22 protein-coding genes are annotated in these 23474 nt (G+C 53.2%); 10 read left to right on the plus strand and 12 right to left on the minus strand.

Annotated features, from left to right (window positions below; all coding sequences use genetic code 11):
- Positions 1-40 precede the first annotated feature (40 nt).
- Both NXS97_RS06485 and NXS97_RS06490 read right to left on the minus strand, forming a co-directional pair.
- A complete protein-coding gene (locus NXS97_RS06485; RefSeq protein WP_235193297.1) occupies positions 41-1963 on the minus strand; it encodes a dipeptide ABC transporter ATP-binding protein in 1923 nt (640 codons plus the stop codon).
- Positions 1914-2873, minus strand: a complete 960-nt coding sequence (locus NXS97_RS06490; RefSeq protein WP_013025183.1) for an isoaspartyl peptidase/L-asparaginase family protein — start codon at positions 2871-2873, stop codon at positions 1914-1916. The genes NXS97_RS06485 and NXS97_RS06490 overlap by 50 nt, the downstream gene beginning before the upstream one ends.
- 218 nt (positions 2874-3091) lie before the next feature.
- Here NXS97_RS06490 and moeA point away from each other — a divergent pair, with 218 nt between their 5' ends.
- Together moeA and moeB are read left to right on the plus strand one after the other, a co-directional pair.
- Positions 3092-4327 carry a molybdopterin molybdotransferase MoeA gene (gene moeA, locus NXS97_RS06495; RefSeq protein WP_014593281.1) on the plus strand — a complete coding sequence of 412 codons (1236 nt, stop codon included), beginning with the start codon at positions 3092-3094 and terminating at the stop codon, positions 4325-4327.
- Positions 4328-5086 (plus strand): molybdopterin-synthase adenylyltransferase MoeB, encoded by a 759-nt coding sequence (gene moeB, locus NXS97_RS06500; RefSeq protein ID WP_013025181.1) that lies wholly within the window; start codon positions 4328-4330, stop codon positions 5084-5086.
- Positions 5087-5231: 145 nt separating this feature from the next.
- Here moeB and NXS97_RS06505 read toward each other — a convergent pair whose 3' ends face one another.
- Positions 5232-6824, minus strand: coding sequence for an ABC-F family ATPase (locus NXS97_RS06505; RefSeq protein ID WP_014606233.1), 1593 nt, complete (start codon positions 6822-6824; stop codon positions 5232-5234).
- A gap of 95 nt (positions 6825-6919) precedes the next feature.
- Between NXS97_RS06505 and NXS97_RS06510 the strand changes: the two genes are divergently transcribed.
- Positions 6920-7045, plus strand: coding sequence for a hypothetical protein (locus NXS97_RS06510; RefSeq protein ID WP_015700682.1), 126 nt, complete (start codon positions 6920-6922; stop codon positions 7043-7045).
- 102 nt (positions 7046-7147) lie between these two features.
- Here NXS97_RS06510 and NXS97_RS06515 read toward each other — a convergent pair whose 3' ends face one another.
- From NXS97_RS06515 to mntR, 6 genes are all read right to left on the minus strand, one after another.
- The gene (locus NXS97_RS06515; RefSeq protein ID WP_014606234.1) at positions 7148-7549 is read right to left on the minus strand and encodes an H-NS family nucleoid-associated regulatory protein; all 402 of its coding nucleotides are present in this window, start codon (positions 7547-7549) and stop codon (positions 7148-7150) included.
- Between the two features lie 698 nt (positions 7550-8247).
- Positions 8248-9774: an efflux transporter outer membrane subunit gene (locus tag NXS97_RS06520; protein WP_014593279.1), complete on the minus strand. Its 1527-nt coding sequence runs from the start codon at positions 9772-9774 to the stop codon at positions 8248-8250.
- A gap of 1 nt (position 9775) precedes the next feature.
- On the minus strand, positions 9776-11344 hold the full coding sequence (locus tag NXS97_RS06525; RefSeq protein WP_014606236.1) for a DHA2 family efflux MFS transporter permease subunit: 1569 nt from the start codon (positions 11342-11344) through the stop codon (positions 9776-9778).
- A complete protein-coding gene (locus NXS97_RS06530) occupies positions 11341-12486 on the minus strand; it encodes an HlyD family secretion protein (RefSeq protein WP_015700686.1) in 1146 nt (381 codons plus the stop codon). The genes NXS97_RS06525 and NXS97_RS06530 overlap by 4 nt, the downstream gene beginning before the upstream one ends.
- A gap of 142 nt (positions 12487-12628) precedes the next feature.
- Positions 12629-13738 carry an SLC13 family permease gene (locus tag NXS97_RS06535; RefSeq protein ID WP_014593277.1) on the minus strand — a complete coding sequence of 370 codons (1110 nt, stop codon included), beginning with the start codon at positions 13736-13738 and terminating at the stop codon, positions 12629-12631.
- A 24-nt stretch (positions 13739-13762) separates the two neighbouring features.
- Positions 13763-14221: a manganese-binding transcriptional regulator MntR gene (gene mntR, locus NXS97_RS06540; RefSeq protein WP_013025174.1), complete on the minus strand. Its 459-nt coding sequence runs from the start codon at positions 14219-14221 to the stop codon at positions 13763-13765.
- Positions 14222-14441: 220 nt separating this feature from the next.
- Between mntR and NXS97_RS06545 the strand changes: the two genes are divergently transcribed.
- Positions 14442-14630 carry a hypothetical protein gene (locus tag NXS97_RS06545; RefSeq protein WP_014606238.1) on the plus strand — a complete coding sequence of 63 codons (189 nt, stop codon included), beginning with the start codon at positions 14442-14444 and terminating at the stop codon, positions 14628-14630.
- Positions 14631-15069: 439 nt separating this feature from the next.
- On the opposite strand, the gene ompX is transcribed toward NXS97_RS06545, so the two are convergent.
- Positions 15070-15582 carry an outer membrane protein OmpX gene (gene ompX, locus NXS97_RS06550; RefSeq protein ID WP_028714971.1) on the minus strand — a complete coding sequence of 171 codons (513 nt, stop codon included), beginning with the start codon at positions 15580-15582 and terminating at the stop codon, positions 15070-15072.
- Positions 15583-15948: 366 nt separating this feature from the next.
- Here ompX and rhtA point away from each other — a divergent pair, with 366 nt between their 5' ends.
- The 5 genes from rhtA (at position 15949) to glnQ (ending at position 20221) form a co-directional block, all read left to right on the plus strand.
- The gene (rhtA, locus tag NXS97_RS06555) at positions 15949-16860 is read left to right on the plus strand and encodes a threonine/homoserine exporter RhtA (RefSeq protein ID WP_014606240.1); all 912 of its coding nucleotides are present in this window, start codon (positions 15949-15951) and stop codon (positions 16858-16860) included.
- A 322-nt stretch (positions 16861-17182) separates the two neighbouring features.
- Positions 17183-17686 (plus strand): DNA starvation/stationary phase protection protein Dps, encoded by a 504-nt coding sequence (dps, locus tag NXS97_RS06560; protein WP_014593274.1) that lies wholly within the window; start codon positions 17183-17185, stop codon positions 17684-17686.
- Between the two features lie 333 nt (positions 17687-18019).
- Positions 18020-18766, plus strand: a complete 747-nt coding sequence (gene glnH / locus NXS97_RS06565; protein WP_014593273.1) for a glutamine ABC transporter substrate-binding protein GlnH — start codon at positions 18020-18022, stop codon at positions 18764-18766.
- Positions 18767-18842: 76 nt separating this feature from the next.
- Positions 18843-19502, plus strand: a complete 660-nt coding sequence (gene glnP, locus NXS97_RS06570; RefSeq protein ID WP_014593272.1) for a glutamine ABC transporter permease GlnP — start codon at positions 18843-18845, stop codon at positions 19500-19502.
- A complete protein-coding gene (gene glnQ, locus NXS97_RS06575) occupies positions 19499-20221 on the plus strand; it encodes a glutamine ABC transporter ATP-binding protein GlnQ (RefSeq protein WP_014606242.1) in 723 nt (240 codons plus the stop codon). The genes glnP and glnQ overlap by 4 nt, the downstream gene beginning before the upstream one ends.
- Before the next feature lie 35 nt (positions 20222-20256).
- Here the strand turns inward: glnQ and rlmF are convergent, their stop codons facing one another.
- Complete coding sequence (rlmF, locus tag NXS97_RS06580; protein WP_028714970.1) at positions 20257-21180, minus strand: 23S rRNA (adenine(1618)-N(6))-methyltransferase RlmF; 924 nt, start codon at positions 21178-21180, stop codon at positions 20257-20259.
- Positions 21181-21417: 237 nt separating this feature from the next.
- Positions 21418-22524, minus strand: coding sequence for an SDR family oxidoreductase (locus NXS97_RS06585; RefSeq protein WP_014593269.1), 1107 nt, complete (start codon positions 22522-22524; stop codon positions 21418-21420).
- Between the two features lie 318 nt (positions 22525-22842).
- On the opposite strand from NXS97_RS06585, the gene NXS97_RS06590 reads away from it, so the two are divergent.
- Positions 22843-23472: a flavin reductase family protein gene (locus tag NXS97_RS06590; RefSeq protein WP_014593268.1), complete on the plus strand. Its 630-nt coding sequence runs from the start codon at positions 22843-22845 to the stop codon at positions 23470-23472.
- Positions 23473-23474: the final 2 nt, after the last annotated feature.

Here is a 23474-nt window from a genome sequence, read left to right on the forward strand (position 1 = left end):
TGTTATCCCTGTCTGATTTGTCGCCGTAGCGACGGCTTAGTTATTCAGGTCGCGCGCTTGCGTGACGTGCCACGAAATGGCCGGGCGCGACTTCCATCAGCGAAACCGTTTCGGGTTCGTCGCCCAGTGAACGAATTGGGCTGGGGATCTCATCGACCAATAAACTGCGCTCGCGCTGCCGCTGCGACGGATCGGCAATCGGCACGGCGGCCATAAGCTTTTTGGTGTAAGGATGCTGCGGGCGTTCAAACACCGCCTGACGCGGCCCCATCTCGACGATTTGTCCAAGATACATCACCGCAACACGATGGCTGATGCGCTCAACGACCGCCATGTCATGGGAAATAAACAAAAATGCGATGCCAAACTCGCGCTGTAAATCCAGCATCAGGTTAATAATCTGTGCCTGAATAGACACATCCAGCGCCGAAACCGACTCATCGGCAATCACCACTTTCGGGTTCAGCGCCAGCGCCCGCGCAATGCAAATACGCTGCCGCTGGCCGCCGGAGAACTCATGGGGATAGCGCCTTGCATGCTCCGGCAATAACCCGACCTTTTCCAGCAACCACGCGACGCGCTGCTCTGCTTCATGGCGCGGCATCACCTTGTGGACCAGCAGTGGCTCCATAACAGAGAAGCCGACGGTCAGGCGAGGGTCCAGCGACGCATAGGGATCCTGAAAAATAAACTGAATATCGCGCCGCAGATGGGCCAGGGCAGGACCGGAGAGATCGTTTATGCGCTGACCGTTAAAGGTGATACTGCCGCCCTGGCTGGCAACCAGCTTTAGCAGGGAGCGTCCAGTGGTGGATTTTCCGCATCCGGACTCCCCCACCAGCGCCAGCGTTTCACCTGCGTAGAGATCAAAACTGACATTCTCGACCGCATGTACCCGACTTTTCACCCGGTTAAATAACCCTGAGCGGATATCAAACCGCGTGACCAGATTGCGTACCTGTAAAATCGGTGGCCGATCGTGGCGTACGGTATTCTGTGGTACTGCCGGTTCGTCGCCGCTGCCAATCAGCGGGAACCTGGCGGGCAGCGGCTGGCCCCGCATGGCACCCAGCGCCGGTACGGCGGCCAGTAGGGCGCGCGTGTAAGCCTGGCAGGGCGCACTGAACAGCTGAGCCGTTTCGGCATTTTCCACCACTTCGCCACGGTACATCACCTGTACCCGGTCAGCCATTTCAGCCACCACGCCCATATCGTGAGTGATAAAAATCACCCCCATCCGCATCTCTTTTTGCAGTTCGCGAATCAGTTGCAGAATCTGCGCCTGAATCGTCACGTCAAGCGCGGTGGTGGGTTCATCTGCAATCAGCAGCGCAGGTTGACATGACAGCGCCATGGCAATCATTACGCGCTGACGCATGCCGCCCGAGAGCTGGTGGGGAAAGCGGCGCAGGATCTTTTGCGCATCGGGAATACGTACCCTGTCGAGCATGCGACGCGCTTCTGCCAGCGCCCCGGCGTGGGATTGGCCCTGATGAAGACGAATGGATTCGGCAATCTGCTCGCCAACCGAGAACACCGGATTAAGCGACGTCATGGGTTCCTGGAAGATCATCGCCATATCGGCCCCGCGCACCTGCCGCATCTGACCGCGCGGCATGCGCATCAGATCCCGTACCTCGCCGTTACGACCGCGCAACAGGATCTCGCCGCTGACGTCTCCGCCGGCCTGCTCAATCAGGCGCATCAACGCCAGCGAGGTCACTGACTTGCCCGAACCAGACTCGCCCACCAGGGCCAGGGTTTTACCCCGGTAGACGTCAAGGGAAAGATGGCGTACAGCCTGGGTGACTACGCCATCGTTTTCAAAACGCACGTTGAGATCGCGTACGGCCAGCACCTGCTCGTCGGTCAATACTGTTGTGCCAGACAGGCTGTTGTGGAGGGCCTCACGATTAGCTTTCACGGTAAATTGCCACCTCTGCGGCCTCATCTGTGCGGGCATAAGCCCGGTACATGCCTTCGCTGTTGAAAGGCAGCGCGACGTTGCCCTCACGATCAACCGCAATCAGCCCGCCGCTGCCGCCTAACTCCAGCACGCTGTCGTGAATAACATTTACGCTGGCCTGTTGTAACGTGCGTCCACCGTAGCGCATCTGCGCCGCCACATCGTAAGCGGCCAGCGTGCGGATAAACACTTCTCCGGTACCGGTACAGGACACCGCAACGCTGTCGTTGCTGGCATAGCAACCCGCACCGGGTAAGGGCGAGTCGCCAATGCGGCCAACCTGTTTATTGGTCATCCCGCCGGTAGAGGTGGCGGCGGCGAGATTGCCGTCGTTGTCCAGCGCAACCGCCCCCACCGTGCCGAACTTACGGTCCGGATCAAGGGGATCGCCGCCCTGGGCCGCACCATCATGGTCCAACAGCGCGGTATCGCTGCCGAGCGCGCGCTGCAGTTGCTCCCAACGTTCAGGCGTAGAAAAGAAATCAGGTTCAACCTGCTCAAGGCCTTGTGCCCGGGCAAACGCTTCAGCGCCCTCGCCCGCCAACAACACGTGCGGGCTGTTTTCCAACAGCGCGCGGGCCGCCAGCACCGGATTGCGTATACGCGATACGCCCGCCACTGCGCCGGCCTGTAACGTCCGGCCATCCATGATGCAGGCATCCAGTTCATGGGTGCCCTGCCGCGTAAACACCGCGCCTTTACCTGCATTGAATAACGGGCACTCCTCAAGCCTGCGCACCGCCTCAGTCACCGTATCCAGCGCAGAAGCCCCCTGAGCCAGCATGCTCTGCCCGTGCGTCACAATGTCGTAAAGCGCCTGTCGGTATGCCTGCTCTTTTTCTGCGCTCATGGCGGCACGGGTAATTGCCCCCGCACCGCCATGAATGGCGATCGCTGCTTTAGCCATACTGCGTTACCCTGTGGTTGCATCAGAAGGAAAAACACTGATTTTGAATGGTTTTAACTCGGTTTGGACCATTTTTGAATATAGAAAGCCCGCTATAGGTTGTAAAGCGGAAACTGACAATGCGCTAATAACCTTTCGTTGTGCCTTATGCCGATGTGACTCTGAAGGGAAAAGTCACCATAATAGACAGCCCTTGCAACAGACAAGCTGAGAATAGAATGGAAAGCTTTACTGCCGGACTGATTTCCCTTGAGGACGCGCAACAAAAGATGCTGGCGTCGCTAACGCCCATCACAGACTCGCTTGAGCTGAGCCTGCCAGACGCGGCCGGGCGCATTACTGCCTGCGCGGTCACGTCACCGATCGATGTTCCCCCTTTCAACAACTCGGCGATGGATGGTTACGCCGTCAGGCTGGCTGATATTGAGAGTAACCAGCCTCTGCGGGTTGCAGGTAAAGCCTTTGCCGGGGCCCCGTTTAGCGGTGAATGGCCGGCGGGTAGCGTGATCAGAATAATGACGGGCGCCCCTGTACCTGCCGGTTGTGACGCGGTCGTTATGCAGGAGGAAACCCGTCTGCAGGATGAGAAGGTGATTATCACCGCCCCGGTCAACGCCGGACAAAATATCCGGCTGACGGGTGACGATATTCGGGCTGGCCATCAGGTGCTGGCGGCGGGCGTGCGTCTGGGTGCTGCCGAACTGCCCTTACTGGCCTCGCTGGGGATCGCGACCGTGCGGGTGCTGCGTAAACTGCGCGTCGCGATTTTTTCCACCGGCGACGAACTTCAGCCTGTGGGACAGCCGTTAGCGGCGGGGCAAATCTATGACACCAACCGTTTTGCGATTTCGCTGATGCTGCACAAGCTGGGATGCGAGGTTATCGATCTGGGCATTATCAAAGACGATCCTGCTGCACTGCGTGCGGCCTTTACCGAAGCCGATCGCCAGGCTGATGTGGTCATCAGTACCGGCGGCGTTTCGGTGGGCGAAGCCGATTTCACCAAAACGATGCTGGAAGAACTCGGCGTGATTCGCTTCTGGAAGCTGGCGATGAAACCCGGTAAACCTTTTGCTTTTGGTCGTCTGGCGAACAGCTGGTTCTGCGGCTTACCCGGAAATCCGGTTTCTGCCGTAGTGACCTTCTATCAACTGGTGCAGCCGCTGCTGTCCACCCTGACGGGACAAACGGCTGCCGCGCTGCCGCCCCGCCAGCGCGTACGCACGGCAACCGCGTTGAAAAAATCGCCTGGCCGGCTGGATTTCCAGCGTGGCGTTCTGCGGCAAAACAGCCAGGGTGAACCAGAGGTTGTCAGCACCGGCGCGCAGGGATCCCATGTCTACAGCTCTTTTTCTCAGGCCAACTGCTTTATTGTGCTGGAACGCGATCGCGGCCCTGTTGAAGCAGGTGAATGGGTGGATGTCGAACCCTTTAATACGCTGCTGGAGGGGTAAATGCTGCCCGAACTGAGCCACGAAGAGATGCTGCGCTACAACCGACAGATTGTATTGCGTGGTTTTGACTTTGACGGTCAGGAACGATTAAAAGCCAGTCATGTGCTGATTGTCGGGCTGGGCGGTTTAGGCTGTGCGGCCTCGCCCTATCTGGCGGCAGCGGGCGTAGGCAATCTTACGCTAGTGGACTTTGATACGGTCTCACTTTCTAATCTGCAGCGACAGATTTTGCATTACGATGCCGATATTGGCCGCGCCAAGGTGGAATCCGCCCGGGAAACGCTGGCCGCCATTAATCCTCACTGCCAGTTACAGGCTGTGCAGGGTCAACTGGACGATGAGGCGCTCAACGCCCTGATTGCCCGGCAGCAGGTGGTGGTGGACTGCACGGACAATGTGGCGGTGCGCGAGCAAATTAACCGGTTATGCTACCAGTTGAAAGTGCCGCTGGTCTCAGGCGCGGCGATTCGTATGGAAGGCCAGCTCAGCGTATTTGACTGGCAACCCGATACGCCCTGTTATCGCTGCATCAGCCGGCTGTTTGGCGCCCAGGTTCTGAGCTGTGTGGAGGCCGGCGTAATGGCGCCGCTGGTGGGCGTGGTGGGTGCGATGCAGGCGATGGAAACCCTGAAGCTGCTGACGCACTTCGGCTCACCGGCGCGCTCACGTTTGCTGATGTACGATGCGCTGAGCGCGGAGTTTCGTACCCTGAAGGTCGCGCAGGATCCCCATTGTGAAGTCTGCGGACATCATGACTGAGCCGTTAATGGATAGGGTTCATGCGTAAAGCGGAGGGGGCTGCAGGTCAGGTAACGAAAGGATTTTAAGCCGGATCGTCGCAGGCAATCCACCCTGACGCACAGACCCAAACGATAACGGGGTAGCCATCGCTACCCCGTTCTTGTTAGACGATGCCCTGGCTGCGCAGGTAATCTTCGTAATTACCGGTGAAGTCCACAATGCGATCGGCTTTGATTTCCATCACTCGCGTCGCCAGTGAACTGACGAACTCACGGTCATGAGATACAAAAATCAGCGTACCTTCATACATTTCCAGCGCCATGTTTAATGACTCAATGGATTCCATATCAAGGTGGTTTGTCGGCTCATCCATAATCAGGATGTTGGGCTTTTCCATCATCAGCTTGCCAAACAGCATCCGACCTTTTTCCCCACCCGACAGCACCTTAGCCGGTTTTTTAATATCGTCCTGTGAAAACAGGAGGCGGCCAAGAATCCCACGCACGGCCTGTTCATCATCGCCCTGCTGTTTCCACTGGCTCATCCAGTCGAATACCGTCAGGTCGTTAGCAAAATCGTCTGCATGATCCTGGGCATAATAACCAATCTTCGCGTTTTCAGACCATTTAACGCTGCCGCTTTCCGGCGTCAGTTCACCGACAAGCGTTTTTAACAGCGTGGATTTACCAATACCGTTAGCGCCGAGGATCGCCAGCTTTTCGCCCACTTCCAGCAACAGATTTAAATTTTTAAACAGCGGACCGTTATCAAACCCTTTCGTCAACGCTTCGACTTCCAGTGCATTACGGAACAGTTTCTTATCCTGTTCGAATCGAATATATGGGTTCTGACGACTGGAGGCTTTTACCTCTTCCAGCTTTATTTTGTCCATCTGTTTCGCACGCGATGTCGCCTGACGTGATTTAGAGGCATTAGCACTAAAACGGCTGACAAAGGATTGCAGATCGGCAATTTGTGCTTTTTTCTTGGCGTTATCCGATAACAGTCGCTCACGCGCCTGGGTGGCAGCGGTCATATATTCATCATAATTACCAGAATAAACACGCAGTTCGCCGTAGTCCAAATCAGCCATGTGGGTACAGACCATATTGAGGAAGTGACGGTCGTGCGAAATGATAATCATGGTGCTGTCGCGTTCGTTGAGGACCTGCTCCAGCCAGCGAATAGTATCGATATCCAGGTTGTTAGTCGGTTCGTCCAGCAGCAAAATATCCGGGTTGGAAAACAATGCCTGAGCCAGGAGAACACGTAATTTAAAACCCGGGGCAATTTCGCTCATTGGGCCATAATGCTGCTCTACCGGAATACCGACGCCCAGTAATAATTCACCGGCGCGCGGTTCAGCGCTGTAGCCATCCATTTCACCATACAGCACTTCAAGGTCGGCCACTTTGTAGCCTTCCTCTTCTGTCATTTCAGGTAAGGAATAAATACGGTCACGTTCCTGCTTCACTTCCCATAATTCATGGTGCCCCATGATGACCGTATCTAACACGCTATATTCTTCGAAGGCGAACTGATCCTGACGTAATTTACCAATACGTTCATTAGGATCGTAAGAGACATTGCCGCCTGATGGCACCAAATCGCCACCCAAAATCTTCATGAAGGTGGATTTTCCGCTGCCGTTCGCACCGATTAAACCGTAACGATTACCGCCGCCAAATTTTACGGAGATATTTTCGAACAGTGGCTTGCTGCCAAACTGCATGGTGATATTGCTGCTAACTAACACGGCGTTGACCTTAGTGAAGAGAGTGGATGGAAAAACGGCGGCTATTATGCCAGATGTGACGTAGCGCACGCCAGTCTCCGGCAAGGATTGCCTTAGTGTCCCTTGAAAACGCGCAACTTTTAATTATCGTCCTGCACGGTTTCCTGCAGCTGGCGCGCAGGTCGCATCGGGTTGCCACGCATGCCACAGACGTTGCCGTCACGCACGACGAGATTAATTAACGTGTGGAGATCGTAAACAGGGAAACGGCACGCAGGGTTTTTTAAATAAAAAAAGCCGGGAACATAAATGCACCCGGCTACCGCTTACAAGGATTGTGTCGATTAATCGATCAGGAAACTGTCCAGGCTTTTACCTTCATCCAGCGCTTTTTTAATAGCTGCTGGGGTGCGGCCCTGGCCGGTCCATGATTTTTTCTCGCCGTTTTCGTCGGTGTAAGAATATTTAGCCGGACGCGGCGCACGCTTAGTGCGTTTTTTACCCTGCTCCAGGGCACCTAATAATTCATTAGGATCGATGCCGTCAGCCAGCAACATTTCGCGATATTTAGATAACTTCTCTTCTTTTTCACGATTCTGCTGCTCTTCAGCGTGAGCTTCTTCACGGCGTTCAGTCACAACGACGGTCAATTTCTCAAGAATCTCTTCCAGATCGCTCAGTGGCAGTTCACGAGCCTGGGCACGTAATGTGCGAATGTTGTTTAGAACTTTAAATGCGTCACTCATCACAATATCCTTGATTAAGGGGGTTTAATTAAACTGTAGCGACAAGACTACCTAATTCAAATAAAAAAATAAATTAATTTATTACTACAGATAATTCCGAGTGTTTTTTTAAATGGCCGTGAAGTATTCAGAATCCTTATGTGGAGAGATTATTAACCACGAATTAACACTAAACGCCTGCTATCCTTGCACAATGTAAACGATTTCATTGATTACGCACGCTGCATGAATCCACCCCAAAACTTTATAACGTTCCGGTCGATTATTTTATCGTCTTTAAAGAATTTGCATTAAATTCGCTGCCTTCCCGTCTGTTTTTCTCACCACGACCGCTCTGCCGCTCACAAAATTAACCTGCATATAACGGCAAAGTTATCCGGTTACCCGGGACAATATCGGGATGCTTTTTTATCATTCCGGCGTTTGTATCGCGCGTTCCTGCGTTTCTCTGACGTAAAAAAATACGCGCGCGTTTACAGACCCGGTGAGTGCTACTTCGGCGAGGACGTGATTCCTTCTCTTAACGTCGGGCGTAAAAGATAAATAGCGGAGCGTCGTTGGGCGGCGAGTTCGACAGAGTAACATGAGGCGTTTGATGATTTTTATTTGACGATAAAACGCATAAATAATAAATCATGGGTATCAGTAGAGCGGATTGTCAGGCCGCGCCCTTTTAACAGGGGGCACGGCCTGAACGCTTAGTTCACCTGCGTGGCGGGACCAAATACATCGTACTGCGGCAACTGCACGTTCTGGTAGGTCTCCCAGCCGCCCCCTAAGGCTTTATACAGGGCGACGAGATCCAGCCCGCTTTGCATGCGCGCCTGGGTCGCCTGTTCCCGGGCCTGCGCCAGCTGGCGCTGTGCATCCAGCACCTCGAGGAAAGTGGATAATCCCTGACGATAACTGTCACTGGCCAGATCGAAGGTACGCTGCAGCGCGCCAGTCGTTTCATCCAGTGCCGTTACCCGTTGCTGATCGGCACGGTAACTGACCAGGGCATTTTCCACATCCTGCAGGGCAGTCAGCACCGTCTGACGGTAGTTCAGTGCCGCGCTGGCCTGTTGCGCCCGCGCCAGCCTGACGCTGGAAACCAGCCTTCCCCCCTGGAAGATGGGAATAGATAACGACGGTCCCACGCTGTAGAAATGACTGCTCCAGTTATCAAGATAGCTGACGTCAGTGTTACGCACGCCCAACTGACCGGTCAGCGACAGGCTGGGGAACAGCTGCGCAACAGACACGCCAATCTCGGCGGTCTGTGCATGCAGTGTGGCTTCTGCCTGACGAATATCCGGACGACGTCGCGCCAGTGTGGAAGGAATGCCCACAGAAACAAACGCAGGCAGTGCAGGCAGTGCTTTCGGCTCGCTTAACTCGGCATCCAGCGCGCCCGGCGTTTTGCCCAACAGCACGGCCAGCCCGTTCATCGCCTGGCGCGTTTGTGCCTGATACTGCGGCAACTGCGCCTGCAGACTGCTTAACTGCGCGCGGGCATTTTCGACATTCGTGACTGGCGCTAAGCCGTTGCGCTGTTGGCTTTCCGTCAGTTGCCAGGTCTGATCCGCCACCGCAATCTGTTGTTGTAATGTTTTTACCGTTGCCTGCGCGCCACGCAGCTGTAACCACGCGCGCACCACTTCGGCCTCAAGCGACACCAGCGCGTCGTTGCGCTGCTCAATCGCCGCCTGCTGTTGGGCATTCGCTGACTCGATCTGGCGGCGCACCTTGCCCCATAGATCCAGTTCCCAACTGGCATCGAAACTGCCCTGATACAGCGTGACGGGCTGTGTCAGGCCGTTCAGCTGGCTGGCGACATTACTGTCGAGCTGGTCGGCACCGTTGGCTTTCAGTAGCCCTTCCAGGCCAAGCTGCTGACGGGTAACTTTGGCTGAACCGTTAAGGCTGGGAAACAACCCGCCCTGCGCCTGTGATAACTGCTCGCGCGCCCCGGCAATGCGCAATACAGCCTGTTGTAATGAGAGGTTACCTTCGATGGCGCGCGCAATCAGGCTATCGAGCTGAGGATCCCCGAAATTGCGCCACCAGCGCGAATCCACCGCTGACGTTTGCGGCCTTGAGGTTTCCTGTGAATCCAGCGCGTGATAGCTGCCCGGGAGCTGGGGCTTTGGCGCCTGGTAGTCCGGGCCAACGCTGCAGCCCGTCAGGGCGAACAACAGCATCAGGTTGAGTGGATTCAGGCGATGCGTAGTCATAACTTTCATGTCAGTGTGCTCCTGCACTGCCTTCGCTCTTGACAGGCGACAGCAGCCAACAAAATGGAATCAAAATCAGGGCAACGATACTCAAGCCTGAAAAGACGTCGATATAAGCCAGAATGCGGGACTGGACAATCATCTCTTTGTAGAGCTGACCCGTTGCCAACGTAACGGGATCGCCCACCGCAGAAGTGAAGTCGCGAATCGCCTGTGCCCAGTGCTGAACGGTGATGTTGAACTGTTCGTTCAGCGGCGTCATGTTGTGCACCATATGGGCCGAACGCGCCTGCTCCCGTTCAGTAATCGCCGCAGTGGACAACGAGATACCAATCGAACCCGCTACGTTACGGAACATGGTGAACAGGGCTGAGGCGTCCGCATTCAGGCGCTGGGGAATCGTAATAAAGGCAATGGTAGTCAACGGCACGAACAGGAAGCCCAGGCCAATTGACTGCGCACTGCGCATCATGACCAGCGTAGTGAAATCGACATTAGGCGTTAAGGACGCTGAATAGAAGAAGGCCAGCGCCAGGCAGCTAAAACCAAAGGCAATAATGTAGCGGGTCTGCACCACCGGCATCAGTTTCAAGACCAGCGGAATGGTCAAGACAATCAACACCGCGCCGGGAGACAGCACCAGTCCCGACCAGGTCGCCGTGTAGCCGAGATCCTGCTGCGCCAGCTGGGGCAGAACCACCGAGCTGCCGTAAAGTATCATCGCCATGCCGGCCATTAATAAACCGGCGACCCAGAAATTGCGATCTTTCATGACCAGAATGTCAACGACCGGTTTACGGGCATACATCAGCCAGTAAATGGCCCCCACGATCCCGACCAGCGCCAGCACGGCAAACAGGACGATAAAGTGCGAGGCGAACCAGTCTTCATCCTCGCCACGATCCAGCATGACCTGCAAACATCCCAGGCCGAGCGTAATCAGGCTGATGCCGATATAGTCGATCTTGAGTTTGCCCTTGGCCCATTTACGCTCCCACGGCGGATCTTCCAGCAAGGGTAAAATGGCCATGATGGTCAGCACGCCGACCGGGATATTAATAAAGAATACCCAGCGCCAGCTGTAATTATCGGTGATCCAGCCACCCAGCGTCGGGCCAATAACCGGCGCAACGATAATCGCGATGGAAGAAAGGCCAAACGCTTTGCCCCGATCTTCGGGTTTGAAGTAGTCGAGCAGCACCGACTGTTGTACCGGCTGCAGCCCGCCGCCAAAAAAGCCCTGCAGGACGCGAAACAGAATAATTTGCCAGAGTTCCGTGGCAATACCGCACAGGAAGGAGCAGATGGTAAACATCACAATGCAGATTAAAAAAAACTGTTTGCGGCCAAACAGACGGCTGAAAAAGGCAGAGATGGGCAGCACGATACCGTTCGCTACCAGATACGACGTCAATACCCAGGTTGATTCATCGTAACTGGAAGAGAGTGAACCCGCAATGTGCGGCAGGGCCACGTTAACGATGGTGGTATCCAGGATTTCCATAAATACCGCCAGCGTGACCGTAATGGCCACTAGCCAGGGGTTACTGGCGGGTTTCCAGCTCTGCGATTCGCTCATTCCACGGTTACCTTGGGTTCAACCGATAATCCCAGTGGCAGCGGTCGGTTTGGATCCAGCCCTTTATCAATCACGATTTTCACCGGAACACGCTGGACAATTTTCACGTAGTTACCCGTGGCATTCTCAGACGGGAAGGTGGAGAAACGCGATCCTGTGCCCATCTGAATACTGTCGACATGCCCTTCCAGCTTCATGTCTGGCCAGGCGTCTACGCTGATTGCCACTTTGTCACCGGGATTCATTCGCTCAAGCTGAGACTCTTTAAAGTTTGCGGTGATCCAGATGTCCGGAGAAACCAGCGAGAACAGCGCACTTCCCGCCTGGACCAGCGTGCCCATCTGGACATTGCGCTTCGTGACAAAGCCATCGTAAGGCGCACGAACCTGAGTGTAAGAGAGATTCAGCTCAGCCACGTTGAGCTGCGCTTTGGCCTGCTCAACCTGCTCCTGACGCGCTTCAACATTGGTTTCCTGCTGACGAATTTGCAGGGCAACCTGCGAGGCCACTTCCACCTGAGCTTTGGCACTTTGCAGCTGTGCCTGCGCAGAACGGAGCTGTGCAGATGCCGAGTCGATGTTTCGCTGGCTGGTGGCACGCGGATCGACGCCACGCTGGCGCCGGTAGTCCGCCTGGGCGTTCATGTAGTTGGCTTCGGCTTTCGCCTGGTCGGCCAGCGCCTGATCGCGCTGGGCCGGATACTGAACACGAGAGAGCGCTAACTGCGCCTGTGCCTGATGCAGCTGTGCCGTGGCCAGACCCAACTGGGCTTTAGCCTGAGCACGCTGGGCCTCATTGTCACTCGGATCGATTTCAACCAGCAGATCGCCCTTCCTGACGCGTTGGTTATCGTTAACCAGCAGTTTAACAACATAGCCGGACGCTTTTGCGGCAATGGTGACCGCATTGCCTTCGGTAAAGGCGTCGTCAGTGGTTTCTTCGTTACGGGTCGTAAACCAGAAGAAAAAGGCCACGATTAGCATGACCACCACGACAACGGCCAGGATGATTAACGGTTTTTTGCCGGGGCGTTTGCGCGGCTTTTCGTCGTCATGATCCTGATTGTCATGTGGCTGGCTGTTTTTATCTGGCGCGTTTTCTGCGTCTTCCTGATGTGAATCGCGGTTGTTGTTCTCGCTCATAGTGTCCGTCGCTGGCTAAGGCCCTCTGTCCTGGGCGTAGAAAGTCCACTAAACATTAGATCGAAAACTGACAAAATCCAGTACAACTTTACGTAACTTGAGAAAGGCAGCACATCCTGCACCGCGGCAGGATGTGTCTGAGTCAGGCGACCAGTTTCAGCAACAGCCACCCCGTGAGCATTGACCAGGCGAGTAAGGGCACGGAGAAGAGATGAAAACGCCACCAGATGGCGCGATCTTTGGCCATTCGTAGCGCAATAAGGTTAGCGAGCGAGCCGGGAAGCAAACCAAAGCCACCAATATTGACCGCCCAGGCAAGCACTTCTGTCGGCTGCACTTTTTGCAGTAGCAGGATGGTGGCCGGCACATTACTGATGACCTGGGACAGACCGATGGCCAGCAGATAAAGCTCGCCTTTGCCCAGATGCGTAATGGCATCGAAATGCGCCTGAACGACCGGTAAACGCGTCAGCAAGAAGACATCCAGGAACATCACGATGAAGACCACCAGCAGGCTCCAGTCGATATTGAGCAAGACCTGACGCGCCATAATCAGGAAACACACCATAATCAGCAACAGGGCCCAACCGGTCACATGCCATTCCAGCGCGGCAATAAAAAGCAGATACAGCACGACACTGACGGCAAAAAGGGGTTTCTGCCAGCTGTGCTCTTCGCTGGTCTCGTGCTTGTCAATCGTGCGTTTGGCAAAGCTGAACCAGGTCACCACCATCAGGCTCAACAGCAGCCAGGCGGCCAGCGGCGTCATTTGCAAGATAAAACCGCCCACGCTCAAAGAGCCGTGGCTCCAGAGCAAAATATTTTGTGGATTGCCCACCGGGGTGAGTAGCGAACCGGCATTGACCGCCAGCGCTTCAAAGATAATCAGGCGCGAGATAGGTAAATGCGAAAATTTGCGTAACGTCAGCGTCAGCGGCACCAAAATAAACAGCGCCACATCGTTGGTTAAGAAGGTCGACAGCAGCGCCGCCGCCAGCACCATAAAGAGTGCCAGCGTGCGTTCGTGTTTGAAGCGCGCAATTAACCTGGCCCCGAGAACATCAAAATACCCGCTGGTTTCTAACCCTTTTGTGAGGATAAGTAATCCACTCAGGGTAATGATGGTATGCCAGTCCACCGCGGCGGGAAGATCCGGCCAGCGATAGTCAGCAAGAAACAGCAGAACAACCCCAACAACGACTAACAAGTGCAATATATGGTCATGCAAAAATGAGCGAAGCACGATGGGCATGATGTCCGGCGCCTTACCTGAGGGTTAATTGTTTTCGTAAAATTTCTGGAATACAGCCAGGGTTTCATCACTCACGTGATGTTCAATGCCTTCTGAATCGCGCCGTGCCGTCTCCGGACTGATGCCAAGCGCTAACAGAAAGGTTTCAACAATATGATGGCGGGCGCGGCTCTCTTCAGCCAGCTTTTCGCCTTCACGTGTCAAAAAGACACCACGATAAGGGACCTGCTCTACCAGCCCGGCGGTACCTAATCGCTTTAACATTTTTGCGACGGTGGGTTGCGAAACCCCCAGGCGCGCCGCCATATCGACCTGACGTGCTTCACCAAATTCACCAATTAAATCAGAGATTAGCTCAACATAATCATCAATCAGCTCACGGCGATGCGCCTCGCGCACCTGCCGAAACCCTTCGACATGCTCTTCAATATCTTTTAGTGGTCCTTGCGGGGCAGAAACCACGCTTTTGGCACGACGACTCATTCAGCTTCCTCTTTATTTTTTTCCACACCAGCCCTGCCGTATGGATTTAGCTGCGCTCATTGTAAACCAGGCGCAAATAAGCTCAAATTTTTCGTCGTTAGCCTTGGCTAAACGATATAGCCAATGCTATATTTGTTGATAATGTAAACAGAGTGGTGCATTAAAGCACGATTAGGCCAGTCTGCTTACCGTTGCGTTAAATTAATTGGGAGGTGATGTTATGAGCACCCTGAAAAGCTGCATCGACTGCGGCAAATGCTTTCAGGCAGAAAAATCTACATCAGGTATGAAATCCTGGTGGTGCCTGCTGACGCGTTCCCCTTTTACGCTGCGCCTGATGTTGATCAACAAACTCCTGGGTCACGAACCTGAAGAACGCCACTGCCAGAAACTGATCTGGCGCGGCTAATCGTTGATACCGCCTTCTGGCTGCAAGCCTGAAGGTGCCATCTTCAGGCTGCACGGCCTTCTTTTTCGCTGTCTGGCTGTGCCATTCGCGCACGTTTTGCCTTTTGCTGTCGCCCGTTTGCACGTCCAGCGCTTCTTACTTTTGCATCACCCTGTCTGTGGCAATCCCACGTTTATTTTGCAACCCACGACCACGTGGCTGTCTCCGGCATCGCCTGGCGGATCGCTTTTCTCATTGTGCAGCCGTCGTTTTCAGCACGAGCAAGCCGGTAAGCTCAGAGGGAGACAGGCTGCGGCGCCGCATCCGGCAGGGAGTCAGGGTAATGGACGATATTGGGAAGGCGTGAAGGCCAGGCTGACGCTCTCTGGCGGGCTGTTTTTTTGTCACCAATAAAAACGGCCCTTAACAGGGCCGTTTTTTTAAACTCGACTAAGATCACTTAGAAGCTGTAACCTACGCCAGCAATCCAGGTGCCAACGTCAACGCTACGGATGCGGCTCTGCTCATAGCCCACGTCCAGTGCAACGTTTTCCATTGGGTTGAACTGCATACCTGCGCCGTAAGAGAAACCGTAATCGCTGGTATCAGTTTTGCCGCGTGAAACAGTGTCGTTCTGCTGGTATTTACCGTAGCCAACACCGACTACACCATAGATGCTTGCCCAGTCATTCAGACGGAATGCTGGACCACCGGTGATGCCGTAGTACTGGCCTTTATTGTAAATGCCATCTTCGGTACGATCTTTCTCGGTGTAGGTGAATGAGCCGATCCAACCCAGTGGGTTAGAACCGTCTTCATAACGATATTTCAGGTTGAAGCCGTTTGCTTTGTTAGCAACGCCCTGGTAGTCGCTCTGTGCGTAGCCACCGGTTACAGTGCTTTGTGCCATGGCGGAACCTGTCGCTACTGCTAACACACAGGCTAATGCTGAAAGACATGCAATTTTTTTCATAACCACCTCAAATGTGAAAGTACTTCTCTCCTGACAACGCTAAAAATATAACAAAAATTAGCGAGAAACTCTGCCCGCATTTTGTTGTCTAACACATAGTTTGGTGTAACAGGAAGTTAATGAAGTTTCGTATGTCATTCTTTTTTCTTATAAAATACGTCATATGATTGCAACAAACCTGCTTAATAAATTTTCATGCTTTAAGTTAATTCCTAAAAAATCCTGACATTAATTTACTTTTGCAGCCGCAAATGTGCCTAAAATCCAGGCAAACAGACAAAATTAAAATCGGTTTACGTCCTCTTTTTGACCGCCACTTCCATTACACTGGTCATCTTTAGCTCATGTTTGGGAAGTGCCTACAGGATGTCAGCCACCTCATTAAAGTCCATTACACCCGTTTTTATTCCCGTTATTGTTCTGCTTGTCTCAATGTTGTCACTTCAGGGCGGTGCCTCGCTGGCGAAAACCCTGTTTCCCACCGTGGGCGCAACCGGCATTACTGCGCTGCGTCTGGGATTTGGCACCCTGATCCTGTGCATTATTTTCAAACCTTGGCGACTGCGTTTTAGCCGGGAACAACGTACGCCACTGCTGATTTATGGTTTGTCACTGGGCGCGATGAACTTCTTGTTCTACCTCTCCATCCGTACCGTGCCCTTAGGCATTGCGGTGGGCCTGGAGTTTGTCGGTCCACTGACGCTGGCGCTGCTCGGTTCGCGCCGCGCGCTGGACTTTGTCTGGGTCCTGCTTGCCGTGGCAGGGCTGTGGTTCCTGCTGCCGTTTAGCACCGGCATTGCCTCGGTGGATCCGGTCGGCGCGCTGTTCGCGCTGGGTGCCGGCGCCTGTTGGGCGATATATATCTTATCGGGCCAGCGCGCAGGGGCAGAACATGGTGCTGCGACCGTGGCCATCGGATCGCTTATTGCCTCGCTGGTTTTTGTTCCCGTGGGTCTGACGTTTGCCGCCAGTGGCATCTGGCAGTGGAGCGTGGTTCCCGTCGCGATTCTGGTGGCGTTTCTTTCTACAGCACTGCCCTACTCGCTGGAAATGGTGGCATTAACGCGCTTGCCGGCGCGCATCTTTGGCACATTGATGAGCCTTGAGCCTGCAGTGGCAGCTCTGTCGGGGATGATGTATCTGCATGAAAGCCTTTCGGGTAAGCAATGTCTGGCGTTGCTGGCCATCATTCTGGCTTCCGCAGGCGCCACCCTGACGATGCGTCCAAGAAAGAGTCAGTTAAATGAAGTTGAATTGACCGACAACGCAAAAAAATAATCCGCTTTAGCCTGTTGAAAAACAGGCTAAATAACAATAAAAATCATCTTGATAATTATTTCATTAGAAATGTCATTGAAAATTAATATTTTGAAACACACAGAATACCTTTCCAAAAGGTACACCTAACCAACTGATTTTTATTACCTTTGAAGCGCTGTTAAATTTAACATATTATTAACTCTTTTGGTATTTACGTCGTTAGAGCTAAGGCAGATGCTATTTCAGCCATTGATAAGGCCAATCCTGCAAATCCCGGAATCGCTGCTATACTAAGTTTCGTACTTGATTAGGACAACCATTGAATGAGAGGACTGAAACAATGAGTACCGCTAAACTGGTTAAAACAAAATCTTCTGATCTACTTTACACCCGTAATGATGTGGCAGATGACGAAAAGAGAGCCACCATTGAGGTGCTCAACCGCCTGGTAGTGGAGTTCATTGATCTGTCGTTGATCACCAAGCAAGCCCACTGGAACATGCGTGGTGCAAACTTCATCGGCGTGCATGAGATGCTGGATGGCTTCCGCACCGCGATTACCGATCACCAGGATACTATCGCAGAACGTGTTGTGCAGTTGGGCGGTGTGGCACTGGGTACCACCCAAGTTGTGAACGACAAGACTCCGCTGAAAAGCTATCCGTTAAATATTCACAGCGTACAAGATCATCTGAAAGCGCTGGCCGATCGTTACGGCATTGTCGCTAACGATACGCGTAAAGCGATTTCGGAAGTTAAAGACGAAGATACTGCAGATATTTTCACTGCCGCCTCGCGTGACCTTGATAAATTCCTGTGGTTTATCGAATCCAATATCGAATAATGCCAGACACTGAGGTGTCAACAGGCGGGGAAACCCGCCTTTTTTACGTCTGTGTAATTATAATTTTATGACTTTGTTAACAGTTCTTACTTCCTGCCCTTCCTGTTTTTCCCGTCTGATGCACACTACCTCTGCACCACCGCAGCACACCGCACCAACACAGAGCACCAAAACAGTGCACACCGTTTGACCTGTGCAGAATCGTGTCAGCGATTGTGTCACAGGCGGTGAATTCTGCGGTTTTTGCAAAGTTGGCATAATTTTTTCATATGATAGCCCGCAAACGATAGCTCGCAAACCTGGCTTTGAGCCCGGTCGTAAAAAGGAAAAATAATGAAATCGCTGTTTAACGTCTCTGTGGCCGCCCTGGCGCTGGCCTTCTCTCTCTCCGCTACCGCAGCCGAAAAGAAACTGATTGTCGCCACTGATACCGCCTTTGTCCCGTTTGAATTTAAACAGGGTGATAAGTACGTTGGGTTTGATGTGGATTTGTGGGACGCCATCGCCAAAGAATTAAAACTGGATTACACCCTGAAGCCAATGGATTTCAGTGGCATCATCCCTGCACTGCAAACGCGCAACGTTGACCTGGCCTTAGCCGGTATCACCATTACGGATGAACGTAAAAAAGCGATCGAATTTTCTGATGGCTATTACAAAAGTGGTCTGCTGGTGATGGTGCGTAATAACGAAAACGACATCAAAAGCATCAATGACCTTAACGGCAAAGTGGTCGCGGTGAAGAGCGGAACCGGCTCGGTGGATTACGCCAAGAGCCACATTAAAACCAAAGATCTGCGTCAGTTCCCTAACATCGACAACGCCTATATGGAACTGGGCACCAACCGTGCTGACGCCGTGCTGCACGATACGCCAAACATCCTCTACTTTATTAATACTGCGGGCAAAGGCCGCTTCAAGGCAGTCGGTGATTCCATTGAAGCACAACAGTACGGTATTGCCTTCCCGAAAGGCAGTGACGACCTGCGTGAAAAAGTGAATGGCGCCCTGAAAACGCTTAAAGAGAACGGTACGTATAACCAGCTCTACAAAAAATGGTTCGGCACCGATCCTAAATAATAACTGAAACGGTTTTACTTTTTTCAGCAGGGAAGATTTCCCTGCTTTTTTCCATCGCAACAACTGGAGTTTCACCATGGAGTTTGACTGGAGCGTCATTTGGCCAGCCATGCCCGCGCTGCTCGAAGGCGCAAAAATGACCTTAATTATTTCCATTATCGGCCTGGTGGGCGGTTTGATCATCGGGCTGGTCGCGGGTTTTGCGCGCGCTTACGGCGGCTGGATAAGCAATCATATTGCCCTGGTTTTTATTGAAATCATTCGTGGCACGCCTATCGTTGTGCAGGTCATGTTTATCTATTTCGCCCTGCCAATGGCTTTCCCGGATTTACGTATCGATCCGTTCACCGCTGCCGTGGTGACCATCATGATCAACTCGGGCGCTTATATTGCGGAAATCACGCGCGGCGCCGTGCTGTCAATTAATAAAGGTTTTCGCGAAGCCGGCCTGGCGCTGGGCCTGTCGAGCCGTGAAACCCTGCGCTATGTGATTATGCCGTTAGCGCTGCGCCGTATGCTCCCTCCGCTTGGTAACCAGTGGATCGTCAGTATCAAAGATACCTCTCTGTTTATCGTGATTGGCGTGGCCGAACTGACGCGTCAGGGCCAGGAAATTATTGCCGGTAACTTTCGCGCGCTGGAAATCTGGAGTGCGGTAGCGATTATCTATCTTGTGATTACGTTGGTGTTGAGCTTTGTGCTGCGCCGCATTGAGAAAAGGGTGAAAATCCTGTGATTGAATTTAAAGACGTCTCAAAGCATTTTGGCAAAACCCAGGTGCTACACAATATCGACCTGAAAATTAAGCAGGGAGAAGTGGTGGTAATTATTGGCCCATCCGGCTCCGGTAAATCCACACTGCTGCGCTGTATTAACAAGCTGGAAGAGATCACCAGCGGTGAGCTGATTGTCGATGGATTGAAAGTTAACGATCCGAAAGTCGACGATCGCCTGATTCGTCAGGAAGCGGGCATGGTGTTCCAGCAGTTTCACCTTTTCCCGCAGATGAGCGCCCTGGATAACGTGGCTTTTGGTCCGATTCGGGTACGGGGTGCCAGCAAAGAAGAGGCTCGTCAACTGGCGCAAAGCCTGCTGGCTAAAGTGGGCCTGGCCGAACGCGCCGGTCACTTTCCCTCTGAGCTGTCCGGCGGCCAGCAGCAGCGTGTCGCAATTGCCCGCGCGCTGGCGGTTAAGCCCAAGATGATGCTTTTCGATGAGCCGACCTCTGCGCTGGACCCGGAGCTTCGTCATGAAGTCTTGAAGGTGATGCAGGATCTGGCTGAAGAAGGCATGACGATGGTCATCGTCACCCATGAAGTCGGCTTTGCACAGAAAGTCGCATCGCGGCTGATCTTTATTGATAAAGGTCGCATTGCTGAAGACGGCGATCCTGATACGCTGATCAGCCATCCGCCAAGTGAACGTCTGCGCGAATTTTTACAGCACGTTTCCTGAGTGATTAACACAGCAGCCCATAACGGGCTGCTGTCTCATCGTGACAGACGCTGTGCGCGTTGGGCGGCGGACATAAAGCTCCACGCCAGAAAACGGCTCTGCTTCTGCCCCTGCGCCATATTGACGACCCGGACCACCGCGGTATCCAGTGCCTGTAACTGTTTTTCCAGCGCAGGCAAATGCTCTTTTCGCGATACCAGTGAGGTAAACCACACCACCTGACTTGCCAGGCCAGCGCTTTCCGCAATCATTTTCCCCACAAACGCTTTTTCACCGCCTTCGCACCAGAGCTCATTATGCTGACCGCCAAAGTTGAGCGGCGCCGACTGCTGTAAGCCCAGATTTCGTGATTTACGCTGTGAACCCGCCGCCGCCTCTGCAGCCGACGCATGAAATGGCGGATTGCAGATGACCGCATGGAAAAACGCACCTTTATTCACAACGCCGTTCAGCACCGCCTGAGGATTTTTTTGCCGACGTAAGCGGATCAGGCGCGACATACCGGCGTTGGCGGCGACAATTTTACCTGCGGCTTTCAGGGCAGCGTCGTCGATTTCGGTTCCGGTGAAACGCCAGCCGTATTCTGCGGCTCCAATCAGGGGATAAATGCAGTTTGCCCCGCAGCCAATATCCAGCACGTCGGCCGAGGGAACCCTGCCCTGATTATCCAGCGCCAGGAGATCCGCCAGATAATGCAGGTAGTCGGCGCGCCCCGGCACGGGCGGACACAGCGATCCCGGCGCCAGCTGCCAGTCGAGTCCGTAGAAGAGTTTAAGCAGCGCCTGGTTAAGCAGCATCACGGCCTCGGGATCGGCAAAATCAACCGACATGACGCCATAACCATTGGGCCGGACCTTTGCTGCCAGCGGTGGATGCGCCGCCGTGAGGGCAGCAAAATCATATTCACCCTGATGGCGGTTTCGGGCGTGGAAGAGCGACGGGCTGGCAGACTTTTTCATACTTTCTCTCATGTTTTCAGGCGCGCGTACAATACGCTGTGACTGGCAGAAAATAAACAGCATTCTCGGCTGAAAGCAGACTTTATGGCGGGCAAGCCAGGTGATGTTATGCAGGCGAATCGCTGTTTAGGGTGTTTGGCAAAGCGAATAAAAGGCAGAAGAAGGGAAAAGCATGAGCGGAGAGCAAAATGCGCGCCGCCAGTCATCATGCTGGCGGCGCGACTCACGAATGCGGGATTATTTAAAATCGACGCGCATTAAATCCTGGATGGGCATCCCTTTCGTCGTTTCTACACAACGATCGATATAGCTGGTAAAGCCCGGGGGCGAACTCATTCCCAGACGCAGCAACTTATCATTAGAAAACACGACATTCAGACGGGCAAACTCGCCGTACAGACGCATCGCGCGCAGCATCAGGCGTTCGTTGCAAGGCCCGTAAATCTTTTTAAAGTTCTTACGCTCTTTAACGATTTCGCTGAAATCAACTTGCAGATAGTTAGGTGCCAGCGGTGCACTTTTTTCTGCGGTGGCAAAGGCCGAATCGATCTCAGAGAAGGTGTTGCTGCTGCGCTCACCGGCAGAAATATGGTAGACCATCTCTTTGGTGCAGCCGTGATCCATCAGGAATACCAGGGATTTTGCACAGTAGTCCACCGGGATAACATCGACACGATCATCAAGCGAGCAGAGGAATTTCTCCAGCTTCATCACCATTTTAAATACCCAGAAAATGCTGCCTGACGGCGTACAACCTTCCTGAGAATGGCCAACAACGATGGACGGACGGGCAATGACCAGCGGCAGGTGCGGTAACTCCTGCTTGATCTTGTTTTCGATATAAGATTTGGAATAGGTGTAATCGACAATGTGATCTTCACGTGACGACAGCACCAGGTCCTCTTTGACGACTTCACCCTGATCCGGCGCGGAAGACATTGCCGTGCCCACGTGAACAAATTTTACGAATTCTGGCAGCCCAGCCATTCTGGCAGCCAGCTTAAAGGTGCCTTCGACGTTGACGCGCCAGATATCGTTATTTTCACCAAATGACGCAATCGCTGCGCAGTTGATAACGTGGCTGACCTGATCGATACGCGCATCACCCAGAAAAAGTTCGGGTGCAAGGAGATCGCCGACCAGAATATGATCTGCGGTCAAGCGTTGAATCGCCTGTGCCGAACATGAAAACTTGGTTAAATTTTCTTTAACCCTCTCCAGTCCCTGGTTAGCATCGCTGGCTCTGACAAGCAGCAGCAACTCAACATCCTGGCGCATCAGCAATTCTGCCACAACTGCACCACCAACGAATCCAGAAGATCCTGTAACAAGAATTTTTTTCATATCGACCACGAGAACAATTGATGAGGTTGTATAGTGCACCTAATTCGTTAAACAAATACGAAACTTTGTTAGCACAAAATGTATAAAATGCAATCGTTTACTTTTCGTTTACTTTTGCACCATCTGTTTTCAGCAGTAAAATCGAAAAACAACACTTAACTAACTGATATAAATAAAAATTCATCCGTTAGCACAGAAAGTAACGGCTGTTATTATTCAGGAATAATCCGGTACCTGATCGAGACCTTTTTTACAGATTTGCCCCGCCAACAGCCATTTACCCACTACGCTTGAATCAGCTTTTACAGGGAGACAACCATGAACAAACGTTATTCATACCAGCCACGCGCCGGACACGGTCTGCCGCACGATCCACTCAATGCGATTATCGGCCCGCGCCCCATCGGCTGGATAAGCTCCACCAGCGCCAAAGGCATACGTAATCTTGCCCCTTACAGCTTTTTCAACTGTTTCAATTACCTGCCGCCGATCATTGGTTTTGCCAGTAGCGGCTGGAAAGACAGTGTGCAGAATATTGCTGAAACCAAAGAATTTGTCTGGAATCTGGCGACCCGTCCGCTGGCTGAGGCCATGAATGAAAGTTCGATTTCTGCGCCCGCCGATCAGGACGAGTTTGCCCTTGCCGGTTTAACGCCCCTGGCCGCCTCTCAGGTTAACGCCAGTCTGGTGCAGGAAAGCCCGGTGAATTTTGAATGTAAACTCACGCAGCTGATTCAGTTGCAGGATGCGCAGGGAAAAGCCATCGACAGCTGGCTGGTGTTAGGCGAAGCCGTCGCTATCCACATTGACGAAAGGCTACTGGAAAACGGGATTTATCAGACGGCAAAAGCCGAACCGATTCTGCGCGCGGGCGGCCCCAGTGCCTATTACGGGATCACTGAGGCGCAGCGGTTTGACCTGGTGCGTCCGGATGCGCGGCGGGGATAAAT

The sequence above is a fragment of the Pantoea sp. B623 genome (assembly GCF_024814475.1).
Taxonomy (GTDB): Bacteria; Pseudomonadota; Gammaproteobacteria; order Enterobacterales; family Enterobacteriaceae; genus Pantoea; species Pantoea ananatis.

Excerpts from the sequence above, each read along its gene's own strand:
- glnP (WP_014593272.1), top strand. The coding sequence starts at position 18,843 with ATGGAGTTTGACTGGAGCGTCATTTGGCCAGCCATGCCCGCGCTGCTC.
- NXS97_RS06525 (WP_014606236.1), bottom strand. The coding sequence starts at position 11,344 with ATGAGCGAATCGCAGAGCTGGAAACCCGCCAGTAACCCCTGGCTAGTG.
- moeB (WP_013025181.1), top strand. The coding sequence starts at position 4,328 with ATGCTGCCCGAACTGAGCCACGAAGAGATGCTGCGCTACAACCGACAG.
- mntR (WP_013025174.1), bottom strand. The coding sequence starts at position 14,221 with ATGAGTCGTCGTGCCAAAAGCGTGGTTTCTGCCCCGCAAGGACCACTA.
- NXS97_RS06530 (WP_015700686.1), bottom strand. The coding sequence starts at position 12,486 with ATGAGCGAGAACAACAACCGCGATTCACATCAGGAAGACGCAGAAAAC.
- NXS97_RS06590 (WP_014593268.1), top strand. The coding sequence starts at position 22,843 with ATGAACAAACGTTATTCATACCAGCCACGCGCCGGACACGGTCTGCCG.
- ompX (WP_028714971.1), bottom strand. The coding sequence starts at position 15,582 with ATGAAAAAAATTGCATGTCTTTCAGCATTAGCCTGTGTGTTAGCAGTA.
- NXS97_RS06535 (WP_014593277.1), bottom strand. The coding sequence starts at position 13,738 with ATGCCCATCGTGCTTCGCTCATTTTTGCATGACCATATATTGCACTTG.
- NXS97_RS06520 (WP_014593279.1), bottom strand. The coding sequence starts at position 9,774 with ATGAAAGTTATGACTACGCATCGCCTGAATCCACTCAACCTGATGCTG.
- NXS97_RS06490 (WP_013025183.1), bottom strand. The coding sequence starts at position 2,873 with ATGGCTAAAGCAGCGATCGCCATTCATGGCGGTGCGGGGGCAATTACC.
- rhtA (WP_014606240.1), top strand. The coding sequence starts at position 15,949 with ATGTCAGCCACCTCATTAAAGTCCATTACACCCGTTTTTATTCCCGTT.
- moeA (WP_014593281.1), top strand. The coding sequence starts at position 3,092 with ATGGAAAGCTTTACTGCCGGACTGATTTCCCTTGAGGACGCGCAACAA.
- NXS97_RS06545 (WP_014606238.1), top strand. The coding sequence starts at position 14,442 with ATGAGCACCCTGAAAAGCTGCATCGACTGCGGCAAATGCTTTCAGGCA.
- NXS97_RS06585 (WP_014593269.1), bottom strand. The coding sequence starts at position 22,524 with ATGAAAAAAATTCTTGTTACAGGATCTTCTGGATTCGTTGGTGGTGCA.
- rlmF (WP_028714970.1), bottom strand. The coding sequence starts at position 21,180 with ATGAAAAAGTCTGCCAGCCCGTCGCTCTTCCACGCCCGAAACCGCCAT.
- NXS97_RS06485 (WP_235193297.1), bottom strand. The coding sequence starts at position 1,963 with ATGCCCGCACAGATGAGGCCGCAGAGGTGGCAATTTACCGTGAAAGCT.
- NXS97_RS06515 (WP_014606234.1), bottom strand. The coding sequence starts at position 7,549 with ATGAGTGACGCATTTAAAGTTCTAAACAACATTCGCACATTACGTGCC.
- dps (WP_014593274.1), top strand. The coding sequence starts at position 17,183 with ATGAGTACCGCTAAACTGGTTAAAACAAAATCTTCTGATCTACTTTAC.
- glnH (WP_014593273.1), top strand. The coding sequence starts at position 18,020 with ATGAAATCGCTGTTTAACGTCTCTGTGGCCGCCCTGGCGCTGGCCTTC.